This is a genomic window from Arthrobacter woluwensis, from assembly GCF_900105345.1.
GTDB classification, from domain to species: domain Bacteria; phylum Actinomycetota; class Actinomycetes; order Actinomycetales; family Micrococcaceae; genus Arthrobacter_E; species Arthrobacter_E woluwensis.
The window spans coordinates 512,082-531,980 of record NZ_FNSN01000003.1 but is presented as its reverse complement, the minus strand read 5'-3'; the positions used below and the strand labels follow the sequence as shown (position 1 = coordinate 531,980).

16 protein-coding genes and 1 pseudogene are annotated in these 19,899 nt (G+C 70.8%); 3 read left to right on the top strand and 14 right to left on the bottom strand.

Features of this window, described 5'->3' with window-relative positions; all coding sequences use genetic code 11:
- Positions 1-35 precede the first annotated feature (35 nt).
- The gene (locus tag BLV63_RS03040) at positions 36-845 is read right to left on the bottom strand and encodes an SGNH/GDSL hydrolase family protein (protein ID WP_066213890.1); all 810 of its coding nucleotides are present in this window, start codon (positions 843-845) and stop codon (positions 36-38) included.
- A gap of 10 nt (positions 846-855) precedes the next feature.
- Positions 856-1,356, bottom strand: a complete 501-nt coding sequence (locus BLV63_RS03035; RefSeq protein ID WP_066213888.1) for a MarR family winged helix-turn-helix transcriptional regulator — start codon at positions 1,354-1,356, stop codon at positions 856-858.
- A gap of 223 nt (positions 1,357-1,579) precedes the next feature.
- Here BLV63_RS03035 and aztD point away from each other — a divergent pair, with 223 nt between their 5' ends.
- Positions 1,580-2,905 carry a zinc metallochaperone AztD gene (gene aztD / locus BLV63_RS03030; RefSeq protein ID WP_066213886.1) on the top strand — a complete coding sequence of 442 codons (1,326 nt, stop codon included), beginning with the start codon at positions 1,580-1,582 and terminating at the stop codon, positions 2,903-2,905.
- A gap of 80 nt (positions 2,906-2,985) precedes the next feature.
- Positions 2,986-3,282 (top strand): YciI family protein, encoded by a 297-nt coding sequence (locus BLV63_RS03025; protein ID WP_074783968.1) that lies wholly within the window; start codon positions 2,986-2,988, stop codon positions 3,280-3,282.
- Between the two features lie 285 nt (positions 3,283-3,567).
- On the opposite strand, the pseudogene BLV63_RS03020 reads toward BLV63_RS03025, so the two are convergent.
- The 7 genes and pseudogenes from BLV63_RS03020 to BLV63_RS02990 all read right to left on the bottom strand — a co-directional run.
- Positions 3,568-4,080, bottom strand: a pseudogene (locus BLV63_RS03020) (SGNH/GDSL hydrolase family protein); the annotation flags it as partial.
- The gene (locus BLV63_RS03015) at positions 4,077-4,919 is read right to left on the bottom strand and encodes an SGNH/GDSL hydrolase family protein (protein ID WP_066213884.1); all 843 of its coding nucleotides are present in this window, start codon (positions 4,917-4,919) and stop codon (positions 4,077-4,079) included. The pseudogene BLV63_RS03020 and the gene BLV63_RS03015, both read right to left, overlap by 4 nt.
- A 206-nt stretch (positions 4,920-5,125) precedes the next feature.
- On the bottom strand, positions 5,126-6,184 hold the full coding sequence (locus BLV63_RS03010; RefSeq protein WP_066213881.1) for a siderophore-interacting protein: 1,059 nt from the start codon (positions 6,182-6,184) through the stop codon (positions 5,126-5,128).
- Positions 6,181-6,993, bottom strand: coding sequence for an ABC transporter ATP-binding protein (locus tag BLV63_RS03005; RefSeq protein WP_066213879.1), 813 nt, complete (start codon positions 6,991-6,993; stop codon positions 6,181-6,183). The genes BLV63_RS03010 and BLV63_RS03005 overlap by 4 nt, the downstream gene beginning before the upstream one ends.
- On the bottom strand, positions 6,990-8,153 hold the full coding sequence (locus tag BLV63_RS03000) for a FecCD family ABC transporter permease (RefSeq protein ID WP_082724124.1): 1,164 nt from the start codon (positions 8,151-8,153) through the stop codon (positions 6,990-6,992). The genes BLV63_RS03005 and BLV63_RS03000 overlap by 4 nt, the downstream gene beginning before the upstream one ends.
- Positions 8,150-9,292, bottom strand: a complete 1,143-nt coding sequence (locus tag BLV63_RS02995) for a FecCD family ABC transporter permease (RefSeq protein ID WP_074783962.1) — start codon at positions 9,290-9,292, stop codon at positions 8,150-8,152. The genes BLV63_RS03000 and BLV63_RS02995 overlap by 4 nt, the downstream gene beginning before the upstream one ends.
- A gap of 3 nt (positions 9,293-9,295) precedes the next feature.
- Positions 9,296-10,381, bottom strand: coding sequence for an ABC transporter substrate-binding protein (locus BLV63_RS02990; protein ID WP_066213876.1), 1,086 nt, complete (start codon positions 10,379-10,381; stop codon positions 9,296-9,298).
- Positions 10,382-10,786: 405 nt separating this feature from the next.
- Here BLV63_RS02990 and BLV63_RS02985 point away from each other — a divergent pair, with 405 nt between their 5' ends.
- On the top strand, positions 10,787-11,284 hold the full coding sequence (locus tag BLV63_RS02985) for an FBP domain-containing protein (RefSeq protein ID WP_066213874.1): 498 nt from the start codon (positions 10,787-10,789) through the stop codon (positions 11,282-11,284).
- 144 nt (positions 11,285-11,428) lie between these two features.
- On the opposite strand, the gene BLV63_RS02980 is transcribed toward BLV63_RS02985, so the two are convergent.
- The 5 genes from BLV63_RS02980 to BLV63_RS02960 form a co-directional block, all read right to left on the bottom strand.
- The gene (locus tag BLV63_RS02980) at positions 11,429-12,568 is read right to left on the bottom strand and encodes an FUSC family protein (RefSeq protein WP_306306596.1); all 1,140 of its coding nucleotides are present in this window, start codon (positions 12,566-12,568) and stop codon (positions 11,429-11,431) included.
- Positions 12,569-12,575: 7 nt separating this feature from the next.
- A complete protein-coding gene (gene rlmN / locus BLV63_RS02975) occupies positions 12,576-13,889 on the bottom strand; it encodes a dual-specificity RNA methyltransferase RlmN (protein ID WP_082724123.1) in 1,314 nt (437 codons plus the stop codon).
- A gap of 210 nt (positions 13,890-14,099) precedes the next feature.
- Positions 14,100-17,552, bottom strand: coding sequence for an ATP-binding protein (locus BLV63_RS02970; RefSeq protein ID WP_066213871.1), 3,453 nt, complete (start codon positions 17,550-17,552; stop codon positions 14,100-14,102).
- Positions 17,549-18,334: a DUF4194 domain-containing protein gene (locus tag BLV63_RS02965; protein WP_066213870.1), complete on the bottom strand. Its 786-nt coding sequence runs from the start codon at positions 18,332-18,334 to the stop codon at positions 17,549-17,551. Before BLV63_RS02965 ends, BLV63_RS02970 begins: the two co-directional genes overlap by 4 nt.
- Positions 18,331-19,881: a DUF3375 family protein gene (locus tag BLV63_RS02960; protein ID WP_082724122.1), complete on the bottom strand. Its 1,551-nt coding sequence runs from the start codon at positions 19,879-19,881 to the stop codon at positions 18,331-18,333. The genes BLV63_RS02965 and BLV63_RS02960 overlap by 4 nt, the downstream gene beginning before the upstream one ends.
- Positions 19,882-19,899 lie beyond the last annotated feature (18 nt).

Below are 19,899 nucleotides of genomic sequence, written 5' to 3'. Positions count from 1 at the left end.
CACCGCCGCGACCGGCAGGCCGGCGCGGTCCCGGCTCAGTCGCCCAGACTGCGCGGGTCCACCAGGTGGGGGTAGCGGGGGCTCAGCGAATCCCCGGAGGAGGTCCCTGTCAGACGACGCTTGACCCAGGGCACGGCCTCGTCGCGCGTCCACGCCGCGTTGGCCTTGAACGCCTCGGCCCGCGGGACCACGGGCGCCGCCGGCAGGAGCGGCGGGGTGAACGGCCCCGGCTCCGCGCCAGGCGTCTGGATCCCGCGCAGGCGATGGAACACCCGCTCGGCCATGTTCTGGTGTCCCAGGGTGGACATGTGCATCCGGTCGACGCCCCAGAGGCGCCAGTCGTTGTATTCGGCGAAGCGCCAGTAGTCCACCACGATCGCGTCGTGGTCCTCGGCGATGCCCCGGACCAGTTCGTTGTAGATCGCCGTCCGGCCGCGCATGGCCCCGAACACCTTGGAGGACCGCGCGTCGAAGCCGGTGAAGAGCAGCACCTGCGCACCGGTTTCACGGAGACGCGCGACGGCCCGCGCGTACTCGGCCAGGAGCGCGTCGATGTCAATCTTGGGCCGGAGGATGTCGTTGGCGCCGGCGTAGATGCTCACGAGCGTGGGTTTCAGCGCGAGCGCGGGCTCGATCTGCTCGGCCAGGATCCCGCGCATCTTGCGCCCGCGGATCGCCAGGTTCGCGTAGCCGACCCCGCCGTCGTCGCCCGCGTCCTGGGCGAGCAGCGCGGCGAACCGGTCCGCCCAGCCGCGCACGCCGTTCGGGCGGGTGGGGTCGACGTCACCGACCCCTTCCGTGAAGGAGTCGCCCAGTGCCACATAGCGGGTGGTGAAGTCGGTCATGGTCCTTCTTTCAGCGGCCTTCCTGGAGTTCACGGCCCTCGCGGAGGATCCAGTGGTCGCAGTTGAGGCGTTCCACGATCCGCTCGCCGACGCGGGCCAGGTCCTCCACATCCTGCTCGTCGAGAGCGTCGAACACCAGCTCCCGCACCACCTCGACGTGCTCCGGGGCGAGCCGGGTCAAGGTCTGGAAACCCTCGTCCGTCAGATGCGCCACGGTGACCCGGGCGTCCTCGGGATGCGACTCCCGCTGGACCCAGCCGCGGCCCTGGAGCTTGGTGACGACATGCGAGAGGCGGGAGAGCGACGCGGACGTCCGGGCGGCCAGCTCGCTCATGGCCAGGTACCGCCCGTCAGCCTCGGAGAGCATGGCCAGGACGTTGTAGTCGAACAGGGAGAGACGGCCCCGGGTGTTGAGGTCCGTGTCCAGCGCCGCAGGCAGGAGCGTGCTCACGCTCACCACCGCCAGCCAGGCCCGCCGCTCAGCCGGCGAGAGCCACCGTACATCCTTCATAGGGAGATTCTATGTGCACTGACGAGCGAGGTCAGGGCCGGATTCCGCGGTGCCCGGCGGAGTGCGCGGGAGCGGCGGCTAGACTCTCGGCTCATGGGAACCGGGGGAACAGTTCAGGGCACGAGGCATCTTCTGTGGCTGAGCGCGGACGGCTCCCGCGTGCCGCCACGTCACGAACCACGATCGAATTGAACTGATAATGAGAATCATTACCATTTAACGAATGATCCGCACCCTCCTGAAACACGCCCCTGCCCACCCCCGCCCGGACTCGCGCCGCGCCAAGCCGTGGTTCGCACTCACCGCGCCGGCCGCCGTCGTCGGGCTGCTGCTCACCGGCTGCGGCACCCCGGCGCCCGCCGCTGAGCCCTCCCCGACAGGCACCGCGCCCGCGAGCGCGACACCGCGCGAGGCGGCCGGGCCGACCCCGCGGCTCGTCCTGAGCCACGACGGCGGCCTCACGGTCCTCGACGCGAAGACGCTCAAGCCTGTGGGCGGCGCCGAACTCGACGGCTTCCTCCGTCTCAACCCCGCCGGGGACGGCCGCCACGTGCTCGTCTCGACCGGGGACGCCTTCCGGGTGTTCGACGCCGGGGCCTGGGCGGAGCCCCACGGCGACCACTCGCACCACTACACGACCGCCCCGCGCCTGACCGACCACGCGTTCGCCGCCGACCACGCCGGGCACGTCGTGCGGCACGCCGGACGGACGGTCCTGTTCAGCGACGGCTCCGGCAAGGTCGAGTCCTTCGACCCGAAGACCCTCACGGAAGCGCTGAAGACCGGCCTGCCCGCCACGTCCGTCTACACCACCCCGCACCCGCATCACGGCGTGGCGGTCGAGCTGTCCGACGGGAAGCTCCTGGTGACCCGCGGCGACGAGAAGACTCGCAGCGGCATCTCCGTGCTCGGGCCCGCTCCGAAGGGCGGCAGCAGCCAGAACCGCCCCGAACTGCTGAAGAACGACGACTGCCCCGGCGTGCATGGCGAAGCCGTCGCAGCGCAGGAGGCCGTGGTGGTCGGCTGCCAGGACGGCATGCTGATCTACCGGGACGGCAAGATCACCAAGGTCGACAGCCCGGACTCCTACGGCCGCCTGGGAAACCAGGCCGGATCGGAGAAGTCTCCAGTGATCCTCGGCGATTACAAGGTGGACCGTGACGCGACCCTCGAACGCCCCACCCGCGTCTCCCTCGTGGACACCAGGACGGCCACCCTGCGGCTGGTCGAGCTGGGGACCAGCTACTCGTTCCGTTCCCTCGGCCGCGGACCCGCCGGTGAAGCGCTCGTGCTCGGCACCGACGGCGGCCTGCGCGTGATCGACCCGGCGACCGGGAAGATCTCCGCGACGATCCCCGTGGTCGGCGCCTGGACCGAATCGGAGACCTGGCAGGACCCCCGCCCGACGCTCCACGTCCGCGGCGGCACCGCCTACGTGACCGAGCCCGGAAAGCGCACCCTGCACACCGTGGACCTCGGCACCCGCAAGGTCACCGGGAGCACCCGGCTGGAGCACGTCCCCAACGAGGTGACCAGCATCGACGGCTGACGAGCGGCCGCGCGAAGGCGTATGACGTGGCCCCGTCGGCACTCTGTCCGGCGGGGCCACGGGGCCCTTACCCTGGAAGCATGATCGTGGTGTCCCTCAGCTATAAAGTCCCGCTCGACGTGGTGGAGTTCCACATCCCGGCCCACCTCGAGTGGCTGGACGAGTGCTACTCACGCGGGCTGTTCGTGGCGTCCGGCCGCAAATCGCCCCGCACCGGCGGCATCCTGCTGTCCACGGCGGGCCTGGACGAGGTCCGCGCCGCCGTGGAACGCGACCCCTTCAACATCAACGGCGTGGCCGAGTTCGACATCGAGGAGTTCGTGCCCAACCGGGTCGCCGAAGGGTACGAGGCGCTCCTCCCGCCGGAAACCGACTAGCCCCGTCACGGGATCCACCGGGCCGGGCACCGGCCAGCGGGGGCCGAGCGCATCGCCGCTGGACACTCCCCGCACCTTGCGCCCGAGCCAGGGCGCGAAATCACGCCGCAGCCACGCGGCGTCGTCTTTCATGCGGCGCGCCAGGGTCGCTTTCGCCTCAGCCCCCGACGACGGCGCCGCATCCCCCTCCGCGGTCAGGCGCGGAACCCCCAGCACCTCCAGGACTTTGGCCGCCATGTAGCGGTGACCCTCCGCGGACATGTGGAGACGGTCAGGAGCCCACAGCGCCCGGTCCTGGAACCGCTCGAAGCACCAGTAATCCACCAAGGGGCAGTCGAGCTCACGCGCGATGCGCCGGACCCGCGTGTTGTACGCGGCATTGCGGAGCTTGAGCGGTTCCAGCAGCGGCGACAGCGGCACGTTGTAGCCCGTGAACAGGAGCACCTGCGTGCCCGACTCCCGCAGCATCCGCACGGCCCGTTCCAGCCGGTCGAGCAGGGACGTGAGGTCGAGCCGGGCCATGAGCAAGTCGTTCCCGCCGGCATAGAAGCTGACCAGCGTGGGGCGGAGGGCGAGTGCCGCGTCGACCTGCTCCTCGACGATCCTGTCGAGACGCCGCCCCCGGATCGCCAGATTCGCGTACTCCGTGCCGGGATTGAAGCGGGCGAGCTCCTGGGCCACGCGATCCGCCCAGCCCCGGCAGCCGTGGGGAAGATCCGGCGCCGGGTCACCGACGCCTTCGGTGAACGAATCCCCCAGCGCGACGAAGCGCAGCCGGCCGCTCAGGTCGACGATCATGGGCGCCCCCCGTTCTCTGCGGCGTCCAGCAGGCGGCGTTCCGCGAGTTTCCGCAGGCCGCCCTTCCGGGGGACCTTCACGGGTTCCGGCCAGCGCGGTTCGAGGGTGTCCCCCAGGGTCACCCCGCGCAGCTTCCGCCCGAACAGCGGCAGCACCCAGTCATGCACCCAGCGGCGCTGAGCGGCCTCCCACTCCCGGAAGCCGCGCGGTGTGGGCGGTTCCCAGTCCTTCTCCTTGATACGGTGCGGGACGCCGAGCTGCTCCAGGACGCGGGCGGCCAGGTACTTGTGGCCGGCCTTGGACATGTGCAGCCGGTCCGTGTCCCACATGCGCGGGTCGCTGTAGGCGTCGAAGCACCAGTAGTCGACGAGGACCGCATCGTGCTCGGCGGCGATCTCCCGGACGCGTTCGTTGTAGAAGGTGTTGCGCTTCTTGAGGGGCTCCAGGAGGGCGGAGACTTTGACGTCGTAGCCCGTGAAGAGGATGAGTTTCGCGCCCGTGGACGCCAGGGACGCCACGAGCCCCCGGTACTCCTCCATGAGACGGTCCATGTCGGTGCCGACGTCGAGGATGTCGTTGCCGCCCGCATAGAGCGACATGAGCGTGGGCTTCATGGCGAGCGCGGGCTCGAGCTGCTCGTCGATGATGTGGCGGAGGCGCTTGCTGCGGATCGCCAGATTGGCGTACTCCCACCCCGGCTCCGCCTTCGCCAGGCGCTCCGCGACCCGGTCCGCCCAGCCCCGCACCCCGTTGGGCATCAGGGGATGGCGGTCCCCCACGCCCTCGGTGAAGGAGTCCCCCAGGGCGAGGTACCGTCGCACCCCGTTCTGCTCGGCCACAGCGCCAGCCTAGGGACGCCGGGCGACGAGCGCGGAACGTCCACGGAACGGGAGGGTGAACTCTGGATCCGAGGTGACCCGCGCCCTGCTGAAACAGCGAGTTCCCGTCGAAACAGCGTGTTGTGGTCACTGTTTCGACGGGAACTCACTGTTTCACCGGGACCGAAAGGTCGACGGGCCGCAGAACCTCAGTCCAGCACAAGCGCTCAGTCCAGCACGCGGCCGTGGCGCCAGTAACCCATGAAGGCCACCTGCTTACGGTCGATGCCGGCGTCGCGCACCAGGTAGCGGCGGATCTCCTTGACCACACCGGCCTCCCCGGCCACCCACGCGTAGAACGGCAGAGCACCCGCCGGGGCGCCCGGCACACGAGTCGCCTCCACCTCGGACGGATCCAGCAGCTGCGGGGTGTCCCAGAGGATCTCGGCGTCGATGTTGACGTCCGCGGGCTCGGCTCCCGCCACGGCGGCGCCGGTCTCGGCCCCGAGCCGGGCGTGGCCGGGAAGGGGCACGGCACGGCGCACGGCCTCCTGCAGCACCTCACCGTGGGGACGGGAACGGCCCAACGAGGCGCCGCGGGCCAGCCACGTGATCTCGACGTCGGCCGCGGTGCGCACGTCCTGGAAGTCGCCCGCTTCCGGGACCTCGAGGAAGGCGTGGCCGCTCATGTACGCCGGCAGGGTCTCCAGGATGGCGCAGATGGCGGGGACCGCGGTCTCGTCGCCGGCCAGGAGCACGCGCTGAGCCAGGCCCGGGCGCCATTCGATGCCGCCGTAAGTCTGCGCGGTGATGCAGTGCGCGGCCCGGTTGTTCGGCCCGATGATCGTCAGTCGGTCGCCTGCCGTCGCCTGGGCGGCCCAGGTCGCGGCGGGGCCGGCGTCGCCCTCGCCGTGCACGCCGTGCAGCACGAAGTCCACATCGATCTCCGGGTAGGCCGCGTCGAGGCGTGCCTGCCGGACGGAGTAGGTGCGCATGGAGCCGCGCTCATCCTCCGGGAGCGCGAGCCACTGCTGATACCAGCCTTCATCATGCGCGTCGAACTCGGGCAGTTCGGCCCAGCCGTCGGCGGTCCGCGGCGGGATGATCACCTTGATGCGGGCATCCAGCAGCTCACCGTGCACGCCGAACTGGCGCAGGCTGTACCCGCCGAACGTGATCCGGCGGAAATTGGCCCCCAGATCCTGCACCGCGGTCACCTGAACGGCGAAAGCGATGGCCATGGGTTCGACGGCGGCGGTGCCTGCCGTCACGGACGTTCCACTCATGCGTGGGCCTCCTCGCGTCGGGTGCTGTGGTGCCTGCCGATGGGGACGATCAACGGCGTCCCGGAGACAGGGTCGAGCAGGACCTGGGATTCCAGGCCGAACACCTCGGACACCAGGTCCTGGGTGAAGACTTCCTGGGACGGACCCTGTGCCACGATCCGCCCTTCCTTCATGGCCACCACGTAGTGAGCGTAGCGCGCGGCCAGATTGAGGTCGTGCAGCACGATGGCCACCGTGGTCCCCCGGCGCTGATTCAGCTCCGTGACCACGTCCAGGACCTCCACCTGGTGGGCCAGGTCGAGGTAGGTGGTGGGCTCGTCGAGCAGGAGCACGTCGGTCTCCTGGGCCAGGGCCATCGCGATCCAGACCCGCTGGCGCTGGCCGCCGGACAGCTCGCTCACGGGGCGCTCGGCCAGCTCCAGCGTGCCGGTGACCTCGAGCGCCTGGTGGACGGCGGCGTCGTCGTCCGCGCTGGCGCTCCGGAAGAAGCCCTGGTGCGGGTAACGGCCACGGCCTACGAGCTCCCGGACCGTGATCGCGTCGGGCGCCAGCGGATGCTGCGGCAGGAGGCCGAGTTCGCGGGCCAGATCACGGGCCGCGCGCGTGTGGATGTCCTTGCCGTCCAGGGTCACCACGCCCTGCGCGGGCTTCAGCAGGCGGGACAGCCCGCGCAGCAGTGTGGACTTCCCGCAGGCGTTGGCCCCCACGATCATGGTGATCCGGCCCTCGGGCAGGGTGAGGGAGAGGTCCTCCACGATCGCCCGGTCCTGGTACTGGAGCGTGATGTTCTGGGCGTTGAGCCGGCTCATGCCGCCGCCTTTCGTGTCGTACGGTCCGCCCGCTGGGCGCGCCCGGCAGGGGCCACCAGAAGCCAGAGGAGGAAGGGGGCGCCGAGAGCGCCCGTGACGAGGCCCACCGGGAGCACGGAGCCGCCCAGCAGGAGAGGCGCCAGATTGGCGCCGGCGAAGTCCGCGATCACCACGATCGCCGCGCCGCTCAGGGCCGCGGTCGGGAGTCCCGCCCGGGGGTCGAGCTGCCGGGCGAGCGGCAGGGACAGGAAGGCCACGAACGCCAGCGGACCGGCCGCGGCGGTGCCGAACGCCGCGAGCGCGACGGCGACCAGCAGCAGCCCGAGCCGCGCGCGGGGGACGTTCACGCCCAGGCCCGCGGCGGCGTCGTCGCCCAGCTCCAGCACCCGCAGCGGCCGGGACAGCCAGAGGAGGGCCGGGACCAGCACCACGAGGGCGAGCGCCAGCACCGTGATGCGCTCCCCCGACGCCGGGTTCAGCGACCCGGAGACCCAGAGGAGGGCGTCGGCGGCGGTGCGGATGTCGGTGCGCGCCATGAGGAACTGCACCACGGCCTGAAGAGCCGCACCCACCCCGATGCCGGCCAGGATGAGGCGGAGACCCGCATTGCCGCCGCCCAGGCCGCCCCGCGAAAGCGAGTAGATCAGCAGCGCCACGGCGAGCGCGCCCACCAGCGCGGCCACGGAGACGGCGACCCCGGACGCGCCGAACAGCACGATCGCGGCGACGGCACTCGCGCTCGCGCCGGAGCTCACGCCGATCACATCGGGGCTCGCGAGCGGATTGCGGAGCATGGTCTGGAAGGTCGCGCCGGACAGGCCGAACGCGAGGCCCGCCAGAGCGCCGAGGACGGCGCGCGGGATCTTGTTCTCCAGCACGATGAAACTCGCCCCGGGGATGCCGGGTTCGCCGCGGAGATTGCTCACCACGATCGTCACCAGGTCCGGGAACGTCACGGTGTAGCTGCCGAGCAGGACGTACCCGAGCACCAGCAGCGGCACCAGGACCGCGAGGACCACGGTCAGCGGCCGCACACGGCGGCGGGCTTCACGCGGCGAGCGCACGACGGCGGCCGGCGCCTCCGCGCCGCCCTCCCGCGGGTGACCGCTCGCCGGAGCGGTGGAACCGGGGACCCGGGGGTCCGTGAGAGCCGGGCTCATACGCCCACCCCCTTGCCGCGTCGGAGGAGCAGGACGAAGACGGGGGCCCCGACCATCGCGGTCAGCACACCGGCCGGGATCTCGCCCGGCAGCACGACCACGCGGCCCAGGATGTCCGCCACGAGCACCAGGGCCGGGGCGGCCAGGAGCGTCGTCCCGAGGAGCCAGCGGTGATCCGGGCCCGTGAAGCGGCGCAGGGCGTGCGGGACGACCAGCCCGACGAAGCCGATCGGCCCCGCGACGGCCGTGGCCCCACCGGCCAGCAGCACCACGGAGACGCCGGCCACCGCGCGGGTCAGGCCGACACGCTGGCCCAGGGCGCGGGCCGCGTCATCGCCCATGGCGAGGCCGTTGAGCGGGCGGGCCATGCCGAGCGCCAGGACGGCGCCGACGGCCAGGAAGGGAAGAGCGGGGAGGACGGCGGCCCATTCGCGCGCGGCCACACTGCCGAGCTGCCAGAAACGGAAACGGTCCAGGGTGTCCTGCCGGGTCACGAGGGCCATGCTCATGAGGGAGTACAGCCCGGCCGAGAGGGCGGCGCCGGCAAGGGCGAGGGACAGCGGGGTCGGGCCGGAGCCGCTGCCGCCCTGGGCGCGTCCGGCGAACGTCGCCAGGACGTACACGAGGACCATGGCCACGGCCGCACCGATCAAGGCGACCCAGAGGTACGCGCCCACGCTGGCGAGGCCCAGGAACTGGATGCCGAACACCACGGCGCACGCGGCGCCGGCGTTGACGCCGAGGATGCCGGGGTCGGCCAGGGGGTTGCGGGTCACGCCCTGCATGAGGACGCCTGCGAGGCCGAGGGCCGCACCCGCGACGACGGCCAGCACGGTGCGCGGCAGGCGCGACAGCACGACGGCCTGGTCGCCGTTGCCGGGGTCCGCGGCCGGGGCGAACGCGTGGCCGAGCGCGTCCAGGACCTCGGGGAACGGCACGGCCCTCGCGCCGACCGCCAGGGAGGCCAGGCAGGCCAGCCCCAGCAGGACGGCGAGGGTCAGCAGGAGGAGGCCGCGGCGTCGCGCGTCGCGGCCTTCCCCCGTGGTGGTCTTCCCCGGGGACGACGGAGACTTCAGGCGCCGCACGGCGTCATCTCCGGTGTCGGGCCCCGAGGAGGGCCGTGCCTGGGTGAGGGACACGGGTTACTTGCCGGCCTTCTCGGCCGCGGCCGCGATCTGGTCCAGCGTGGTGTCCAGGGCCCACGGGAGGCTCAGCGGGGAGGCCGCGGAGGTGGCGAGGGTGACGGTCTTGTCCTCGAACGCGACGAAGGCGCCCTTCTTGATGGCCGGGATCTGGCCGAGCAGCGGGTCCTTCTTGATGGCGTCGGTGGTCTTGGCGTCCGGCACCCAGGTGACGAAGACGTCGCTGGCGAGCTCGTTGGCCTTCTCCGCCGACCACGGCAGGAAGAACTCCTTGCTGCCCTTGCTCTTGTCCGCGACGACGGGCGCCAGGGTCATGCCGATGGCGGAGAGGAAGCGCGGGCGGTTGTCGTTGGCGGTGTAGACGTTCACGCCATCACCCTTGGCGGGCTCCAGGTTGCCGTAGATGAAGGACTTGCCGGCGATCGCCGGGTGGGCGGCGGCCTTGTCCTTGATCTGCTGCTCGACGTTCTTGACCAGTTCGTTGGCCTCGGTCTCCTTGCCGAGGGCCTTGCCGATCATCGTGGTGGCGGTCTCCCACGGGGTGCCCCAGGCGAGTTCCGGGTAGGCGACGACGGGTGCGATCTTGGAGAGCTTCTCATAGTCCTCCTTGCTCAGGCCCGAGTAGGCGGCCAGGATGACGTCCGGGTTGGTCTTGGCCAGCTCGGTGAAGTTGATGCCGTCGGCCTCGGAGTACATGGCGGGGGCCTTGGCGGTGCCGAAGGAGGCGCCGAGCTTCTCCAGGGCGGCGTCCTTCCACGGGGTGGAGCCCTTGTCATTGCCACCCCACTCGACCTTGGGAACGCCGACCGGGACCACGCCGAGGGCGATGGCGACGTCGTCGTTGACCCAGGCCACGGTGGCGACGCGCTGCGGCTGCGCCTTGATGGTGGTCTCGCCGTACACGTGCTTGATGGTCACGGGGAAGGAGGCGGAACTCGACTGCGCCGGTGCGCTGTTCGAGGCGGTGCCGCCGGCCGGGCCCGTGGCGCAGGCCGCCAGGACGACGGCGGACAGGGCGGCAGCGCCCAGGCCGGCTCCCGTCCGGAGCAGGGTGCGGCGGCTGGGCTGGTTGACGTCGGACGACATGCGGGCTCCTCGAGGAACAATGAAAGGTACTTAGGCAAGGCTAAGCTATTTCTGCGGCAAATACGTTAAGTTTTTATCACTTATTGCTCCGAGCTGGGAATCCTCCGTCGCCGATGTGACGAAGCGCACGCTCCGGGGGCGCGCTACACTGAAGAAGTCGGAAAAGACGCTTTCACATCCCGGTGCCGTCCGGGCAGAGGAGTTGAGCATGCGCACCAGTACCGTGCCTCATGCCGCGGATCGCGGGGTGGCCGTCATGGCCTGCTGCGCACCCGTGCCCTCCTCCTCTCACCACTGAACCGCCGGTTCCTCCTCGCTCAGACCCCGGGCATTCCTCTGCCCGCCGTGGCATCTCACGCGAGCACTCGGCGGCTCTCCACCGACTCACCGTGAAAGCACAGAACCATGCAGCAACCCAGCGCCCAGAAGATCCGCGCCTCCTTCGTCAACGCCAGCCGCTCCGAGGCCTCCAAGCTCAACCTGCCCAAGGATTTCGACTCCCTGGACTGGGAGAACCTGGACTACCTCGGCTGGCGGGATCCCAAGATGCCCCTGCGCGGGTATCTCGTCCTGCCGTCCGACGACGGCAAGCTCACCTCCGTCCTGCTCCGGGCGCCGGAAGGCGGGGCCCGGAAGAACCGGTCCGTGCTCTGCGAACTCTGCCGGGCCGTTCACGCCAAGAACGACGTGTTCCTCTGGGTGGCCCGCCGCGCCGGCCAGTCCGGCCGTGACGGGAACACCGTCGGCACGTTGATCTGCGCCGACTTCGACTGCAGCGCCAACGTGCGCGTGGAGCCGCCGAAGAACGAGATCAACCCGGACCCCGCCGTCGTCGTGCAGGAACGCATCGTGGGCCTGAAGGACCGCGCCCAGCTGTTCCTGGACCGCGTCCGGGGCCTCTGAGGCTTACGCCGAGGGGCCCGGGAGTCCGAAGGTCCGGCGCCGTTCGCCGAGTTCGCTAGTGAGGGTGTGAGTTCGCTACACGATGTAGCGAACTCACACCCTCCATAGCGAACTCGGCCACCGGGCGGGCCAGTCAGCCCAGGGTCAGGCCCGTCGGGACGCCACAGCCCGCCGGAACACCGCCGGCGCGATCACCACGAGCAGGCCCACGGCCGAACCGATCACGGTGTCGATGAGCCGGTCGTGGAACAGCGCGCCCGGCTCCACCGGAGCGACCAGGAGCGTGGACAGCAGAGCCAGCGGGGTCACGAGCACTTGCGCCAGGAAGTACTGCCGGGTGATCAGCAGCTCGACGCCGAACTGGCACAGCGCGATGAGCACCACCATCTGCCACACCTCCGGCCGGAGCGCCACGATGGCTCCGAGCACGGCGAGACCCACCACGGTGCCGAACACCCGCTGAAGACCGCGGGTCACGCGATGCCGGGTGGAATGCCCCACGAGCGGCACCACGGACGCGACCATGGCCCAGTAGTTGTGCCCGAATCCGAGGGCTTGACCGACCGCCGTCGCCACACAGCCCGCGATCGCCGGCGCCACGATGTACCCCACGGACTCGATCCACACCATGCGCTGTTCCGCGGGAGCCACCCGGATCCGCCAGACCCTCCGCAGCTCTTTCCAGTTCAGCGGCGTGCGGTGGGACGGCCTGACCCGGGACAGGAGGCCGATGCCGAGGCACAGGGCGATGGTCAGGACCGAGGTCAGCGCCACCTCCCAGAGGGGCGGCTGATGCGGGACGGACGCGACGGCGGCGAAGGCGAAGATGTAGAACAGGGAACCCGCGGGCCGCAGATGCCACAGCCCCGCGATCACCGAACAGGCCCATGCGACGCCGGTGGTGACGGCGACGCTGACCCAGGGGTCGAGGACCCCGCCGGGGCTCTGCCGGGCCAGGAGCGTCGCGGCCATGAGCACCCCGAACATGAGGAGACCGGCCCGCGTCTGCGTGACCACGCGCATCCGGTGCGGCTCGTTACGGCCGTAGATGCCCGTGAACGCGGAGAAGTTGGCGAAGATCGCGAGGTCCAGACGTCCCGTCAGAACCAGCAGGAGCAGCGGCAGGAAGAGCCCGAGCGCCACGCGGGCGGCCGGGTGATGATCACGCCCCGCCGGCCCGATGCTGAACAGCATCTCCCGGAAGAACGAGCCCACGGCCCGTACGCGCCCTCCGGCGGCCCGGCCGTCGCCGGGCGCCTCGTCCAGTGCGCCGCTCCGAGTCACGTGCCGCTTACTCCGCCGCGGCGAGCTGCCCGCAGGCGCCGTCGATCTCCTTGCCGCGGGTGTCCCGCAGCGTGGTGGGCACGCCGGCGTCGCGCAGGGTGGCGACGAAGAGGTCCTGGATCTCCGGCTCGGAGGCCGTCCAGATCGAGCCGGGCGTCGGATTCAGCGGGATCGGGTTCACGTGGACCCAGCCACGGCCGCGCCGGTTGAGCTTCTTGGCCAGGAGCGCGGCACGCCAGGCGTGGTCGTTCATGTCCTTGATGAGCGCGTACTCGATGCTCACGCGGCGGCCGGTCTTGCGGAAGTAGTCGTATGCGGCGTCGATGGCCTCGTCCACGTTCCAGCGGTTGTTGACCGGGATCAGTTCGTCCCGGAGCTCGTCATCCGGGGCGTGCAGGGACAGCGCGAAGGTGACGGGCACGTCCTCGTCCGCGAGCTTGCGGATCGCCGGGACCAGACCGACCGTGGACACCGTGATGTTGCGGGCGCTCATGCCGAGGCCCTGCGGGGACGGGTCGACGAAGCGGTGCACGGCGGCCATGACGCGCTTGTAGTTGGCCAGCGGCTCACCCATGCCCATGAAGACGATGTTGGTGACGCGCTCGTCGTCGTGCTCCTTCTCGCCCAGCTCGCCCGCGGCGATGGCACGGTTCGCCGCCACGACCTGGTCCACGATCTCCGCCGTGGACATGTTGCGGGTCAGGCCGGCCTGGCCGGTGGCGCAGAACGGGCAGTTCATGCCGCAACCCGCCTGGGAGGAGACGCAGAGCGTGATGCGGCCGGGGTACCGCATGAGCACGGACTCGACCAGCGCGCCGTCGAACAGCCGCCAGAGGAACTTGATGGTGTTGCCGTCATCCGTGCGGAGACGGCGGACCTGCGTCAGGAGCGGCGGGAACATGGCCTCGACCAGTTCCTCACGGCCGGCCTTGGGCAGATCGCTCATCTCCTCGGGGTCCGTGGTCCAATGCTGGAAGTAGTGCGTGGAGAGCTGCTTGGCGCGGAACGCGGGCAGGCCGAGCTCCTTGAGCTTCGCGGCGCGCTCGTCCAGCGTCATGTCCGCGAGGTGCTGCGGCGGCTGCTTCACGCGCGGCGAGGCGAACTGCAGGAGCGGGCGGCCCTCCGTGGTGCGGGCCTGCTCCCAGCCTTCGGTCGCGGGGCGGACCTGCGGGCGGTCCTCGGTGAGAGCGACCTTCGCGACCGCTTCACCGTGTGCCGAACCCTGGATCTTGGCGGGCACGACGCCGGCACGCGCCGGGCGCGCGGAAGCCTTGCCGTTGCTGGGCGTTTCAGAGCTGGGGTTACGGGGTGAGGAAGCCATCACCTTCCATTGTCCCACGGCTGCCCGGCGGCCCGACAGCTCCCGGACCCGGCCGGCGCCGCATCCCGCCGGCCCCCGGTATGCCGAAACAGTGAGTTTCCGCTGAAACAGTGATCAGAACACACTGTTTCAGCGGAAACTCACTGTTTCGGCGGGGAGAGCCTCGGCCCGGCCTGCGAACCGGCACCCTGACAGGCCCGAACCCGCCCGCTACCCCAGCCGGATGTCCACGGGGTTCGCCTCACTCCGGGGCTGACCTGGGGCGGCCTTGCCCCCGATCGGCAGAACGCCCGAGCGGTTCGTGCGGCGGTCCCGCAGGATCTCCGTGACGGATCCGAGGTGGCGTGAGAGATCGATCACGTTCTCCGGCGCCGCCAGGAGGAGCTGGAAGCCGAACTCGTGCAGCGCGGCGATGCCCTGACCCGCGAACTCCTCGCTGGCCAGCACGAACGCCTCGTCCATCATCACCGTGCCGTAGCTTGTGAAGCCCTGCTCCGCGATGCCCAGCTGGTAGCTCAGGGCCGCCGCCATGATGAACGCCGTGAACCGCTGCCGCTCGCCACCCGACATGGAACCGGTGTCCGAGTGCATGAACACCTCGGCCCGGGGCTCCTCGCCCTCCACCTGCACCATGCGGTGCTCCTTGCACGCGATGAACAGGTGTCCGCGGACGTCCAGGACCTCCGCCCGCCAGCGGCGGTCCTCCGGCGCCTGGGAGGACAGCCGGGTGACCAGGTTCTCGAGGGTCTTGTAGCGGATGGTGAGCTCGTCGTCGTCGGCCGTGGCGCCGGCCGCGCCCCCGGAAGCCGCCTCCGCGCCGCGCGCAGGCCGGACCCGCAGCGCCCGCGAGATGGCGTCCTTGAACGCCTTGGCACTCGGCGGGACCGTCTGCTTGATGTCGAGTTCCAGGTGGCTGCCCTCGTGGAAGTCCACGCCGGCGAGGATGCCGTTGAGGGGCAGGATTCGGCTCGTGATGGCGCGCCGCTCCTCGTCCAGAAGGTGCAGCAGGGTGGAGAAGGACTCGTGGGTGCGCTGGTTGAAGAACGCCCGGAACTCGTCCTCCTGGGCGGGCAGGCCGTCCCGGACGATCGCGTGGTAACGCTCCTCGTAGTCCGGCGCGGCCCCGATCCCGGTGCCGTGATCCGCCGAGACGGTGCCGCCCCAGCGACGGGCGAACGAGTCGAAGATCCTGGTCAGACGCTCGGCGGTGGCCTGCGCGGCGCTCTCGGCCCGGTGCAGTTCGTCCTGCAGGGCGGAGCGCACCCGCACGGCGGCCAGGTCGAGCTCGGCGATGTCCCCGAACTCCCCCATCTCCTCGAACCGCGGGGCGAGCGCCTCCACGGTCTCAGGCGACGGCGGGTTCTCCGCCACACGCTTGCGGGCCGCGGCGAGCAGCTTGTCCGCGGAGACCAGTTGCGCGTCCAGGGCCTTGTACTCGTTCTGGAGGACGGCCGCGGCTTCGGTGCTCTCCTGATGCTGCTTCCTGGTCTGCTCGACCTTGGCCCGCAGAGGCTCCAGATCGGCCTGGGCCGCGAGCGCATCGGCCAGACGCCGTTCCAGCCGCTGGACCTCCTCGGCCGCGACCTCCGCGGAGACCTCACTCCACTCGCGGTGATCCGCGGCGACCCGGCGCAGGGCCTCGAGCTGCCGGGCCACGCCCTGGTGCGAATCCTCGCGGTCCTGGGCCACGGTCTCCGCAGCCTTGAGGGTCTCCCGCAGTTCGGCGATCCGGTCCTGGACCATGGCGACCTTGCTGGCGTTGTCGAAGCCGAGCACGAAGTCACGACGCGCGGCGAAGCGGTCGTCCTTCTCCACGGTGTGGCTGTTGCGCTTGACCACGCCGCCCAGCGACAGGCCGCGTTCCAGTCCGGCGAGCTCGGCCGGGTCCTCCACGCATGGATAGGCGTAGTCCAGCGCGATCCGCTCGCGCAGCCACTCGACGGCCGTCTCCCGGGCCGGCGTCAGTCCGGTCTCAAGGAAGCGCAGCTTCGCCAGGAGGTCCCGGGGCTCCACCGCGGACAGGGCCGCCTCCGCGCCGGGCAGCACGCGGGAGACGTCGACGGCGCGCAGGGCCCCGCGGATCGTGGTGCCGTCCAGGAACTCGGTCACGCGGGTGAACAGCTCGCCCGGGACGAGGAGCGTGGTGGCGAGATTGCGCAGGGCGCGCTCGGCGGCGGGGCGCCACCGGTCCTCCTCGGGGAGCAGGTCCATCAGCTCGCCGGCGAACGGCAGCTCCGAGATCTCGACCTCCAGCGCCGCGGCGATCGCGGCCCGGTTCTCGAGGGCGGGCTGCGGCATGAGCGACGTGCCCGACTGCAGGGACCGCAGTTCCTTCCCGGCCTCCTCCAGCTCGCGCTTGGCGGTGGCGTGGGCGTCGAAGGCCTCGAAGCGGAGCGCCTTGAGGGACTCGGCGTCGCCCGTCAGCTCGGCGCTGCGCTGCTCGGCCTGCTGGTGCGCCTGCGCCCAGCCCTCGGCCGTCCACTCGAGTTCCAGGCCGGCGTCGCGCAGTTGCTTCTGCACGGTCGTCTCGAGGTCGCGCCGGAGCCGCTGCGCCAGCCGTGCGTTCTCCAGGCCCGCCTCGATCGAGGCGATCGCGTTGCCGCCCTGGTTGTTGTAGTCCAGTTCCAGCTCGCGCAGCTGCGCGGCGAGGGCATCACGGCTCATCCGCTCGGCCTTGAGGGCCTGCGCCTTGTCCGCGGCCAGCGCCTTGAGCCGCGCCACGGTGTTCTCATGCACGACGACGGCGAGCGCCTGCCGCTGTGCGTCGAACTCGGTGCCGCCCAGGGTCCGGAGGCGGTTGGCTTCCAGCAGGTGGCGGGCGTAGTCCTTGTTCAGCTGCGGGACGGGGGCGAGATCATCGCGCTGGAGGCGGACGTCCTCGAGCCGCTGACGGATCGAGATGAGATTGCTGAACTCCTCCACGACGGCGTCCGCGGCGTCCAGCGTGGCGGGCGGATCGAGGACCTGGTCACGGAAGAAGGTGTTGACGCTGCCGCCGAGACCTTTGCCGGCCTGGATGACTCGCAGGAGCGGGAGGGCCTGGTCGCTGCCGATGCCGAGGATGCGCCGGAACCGTTCGGCGAAGGTGCGGTGCACATCGAAGACCTGCGCGCCGGGGAAGGCGTCCTCGAGAGCCGAGCGCGTGAAGCGTTTGTGCGCCAGGGTCTCCAGCACGTCGACGTCGAGCGGGACGGAGTCGATCATGTAGTGCCGGCCGACATTGGCCTCGGTGCCGTTCTTCGGGAGGTCGAAGAGGGCCGAGAGCGTCACCGTGGTGCCGGCGGCGTTGTCGAAGGTCAGCGCGACGGCGGACCAGGTGGCGCCCGGGCGCTGGAAGGCGCTCGTGGCGCCGTCCGTGGTGGCGCGGTCGCCGACCTTGCCGCGCATGTAGGTGTAGGTGGTGCGCTTGTCGTCCACCGCGCCGCCCATCCGGGCCGCGGCGGCCTCGTTGGAGCGGGGCCGGGCGTCGAACACGCGGAGCATGGCGTCGAAGAGCGTGGACTTGCCGACGCCGGAGTTGCCGGTCAGGAGGGTGCCGCGGCGGTCGACGTGCATGACGTGGGCGCCGTGGAACGTGCCCCAGTTGACGAGCTGGACCCGCGCCAGGCGCATCTGGCCCGGGTTGATGTCGTCACCGATGGGCAGCAGTGCGGGGATGCTCATGCCTGCTCCTCCTCGTGGGTTCCGGGCTCGTCAGTCGGGTCGACGTCCGGCTCGGCGTCGCCAGGCTCGGCGTCGTCCGGCTCACCGGCGTCACCGGCGTCGTCGATGTCCAGGAGCGCCTGGGTGCCCACGGCGTCCTCCGTGGCGTGCTGGAGGCGTTCCAGCTGCGCGGTGATGGCGGTGATGCTGTCGAACGGGAGGGCCAGCGGCAGGGCGCCGCTGATGCCGTACACGTTCTCCAGACCGGTCGGCAGGAGCAGCTGACGGGCGCGGAGCTTCTCGACGGCGGCCTGGACGGTCTTGGCGTCCCGGTACGCGTCCTGCTCCGCGGCGGGCTGGTAGTGCGCCACGATCTCCGCGATCTCCTCCAGGGTGACCGTGGGCTCCGTCTGGGCCTCGCTGTGCCGGTCGAGGAGCAGGCGCAGGCGCAGCAGGACGATGGTCTCCACGCGGCTGAGCGCGCGCTGCTGGCGGAGCAGGCTGGACCGGGCGTTGCCGCCGAGCAGCTCCGGGTCCACCGGGCGCAGGACGGCGATCTTGCGTTCGTGGTCCAGGTGCAGGGTCAGGAACAGCTCCGAGAGGCGGGACCTCAGGATCTGCTGATGATCGGTCAGCGTGGTCCACAGCTTCTCGTCACGCCCGCCGTCCACATAGGGACCCTTGAGGAGGCGCACCAGGGCATGGCGCAGACGCAGCGGAAGGACTCCGGTGTCACCGGGGTAGAGCTCGGCTCCGTCGACGAACGTGTCCCGCGCGTCGACGCCGTGGATCTGCTCGCTCATTCCTGTCCTTCCTTCGTGCGTTTCCTGCGTTTGGTGCTCGACGCCGTCGGGGTGCCGGTCACGCCCGCGTCACCGCCGGCGCCGTCCGTTCCACCGCCCGCGTGGCCGCCAGCGTCCGTTCCACCCGGGAGCGTCACGAGCGGCACGGTCGCGGCGCGCAGGCTGCCATCCACCTGCTCGAACTCGACGCTCTCCTGGCTCGCGGCCGAGAAGGCCGCCCCCGAGTTGAGCGCTTCGGACAGCAAGGCACGGATCGAGTTGATGTGCCGTTCCTGCGGCGGGAGGGCCGACCAGGCTCCGCCCACCGTCTGCGCCCCGGCCAGGGCGGTCCGGATCAGCGCCGGTTTGGCCTTCGGCGTCCGCGGGGCACGGGTCCGGTCCTGCTCGGCGAAGTCGATGGGATCCGCCAGCCGCGGCGGCTCCTCGAATTCGTCCGGGTCGAACAGCTGCACCATGGAGATCGATTCCAGCACGCCGCCGAACAGTTCCGGAGCGGCCGCGAAGCCCGGCTTGTCCCGTTCATAGGGAAGGCCGCGGACGGCCTGCTCGGCCTGCCGCAGCGCCTGCCGGAGGCGGAGCGAGTGCCGGAAGTCGTCGCTCTGCACATAGGTGTTGAGGCTCTCGGAGAGCTTGCCGTAGATCCGCTGGATCTGCGCGTGCTGGTTCCGGAGTTCCGAGACGAGGCTCTTGAGGGTCTCCCGGTCCTCGGCGGCGAGGGTGTCCGCGAACTGCCGGCTGAGCACCTCGGCGATCGCCGAGCGGAAGCGCAGCTGCTGCTGCGGGTCCTCCAGGAACGCGGTGAAGGAACGGAAGGTCCTGCCCTCCGGGCTCTGGCGGAGGATGCGGTCCTGTTCGAGCACCTGGGCCATCGTGGCGCCCTTGGTCAGGGACTCCTCGATGATCTGGTTGCGGAGCTTGCCCACCAGGTCCTCGATGCTGTCGCGCATCTTCTTGTAGTCGGCCGGGAGGCTCGCGGCAAGGTCCAGGATGTTCTCCGTGGCCTCCACGGCCTCGTCCTCGTCCAGGAGACCATCGAGTTCGCCGGAGGTGATGCCGCGGATCAGGTCCTCGCGTTCCTGGATCTCCTCGCGGAGGGACTCCAGGCGTGCCGTCTGGTCCGGGTTGGTCTCGTGGGCCAGCTTCTCGACGTCGTTCAGCAAGGTGCCGAGGCGGGAGCCGGTGAGGGTGGAACGGGGTGAGCTGAGGCTGTCCAGGAACGCGAGCACGCGGGAGGCGGCTTCGGTGAGTTCGTAGACGATGTGCCCGGAGTGGTGGCGGCGGGTCACGAACTTCCGGCGGGTCCACTCATCGGCCACGGTGCGTCCCGTGTTGGCTCCCGCGATCGCCGGGTCCGTGGCGCGGAGCTCCTCCAGACACAGGTCCAGTTCCGCGTGGAACTCCTCGAGGGTCAGGCTCGGGCGCGTCCGGGTGAAGGTGGACTGGAGCACGGCGATCACCCACGGGGCCGACCGGGTCAGCGCCCAGGCGGGCCCCTTGGTCAGCGCTTCGAGCGTGGAGAGCCGTCGCGAGAGGTCCGTGGTGTCCATCGGGCACACCCCTTTCCT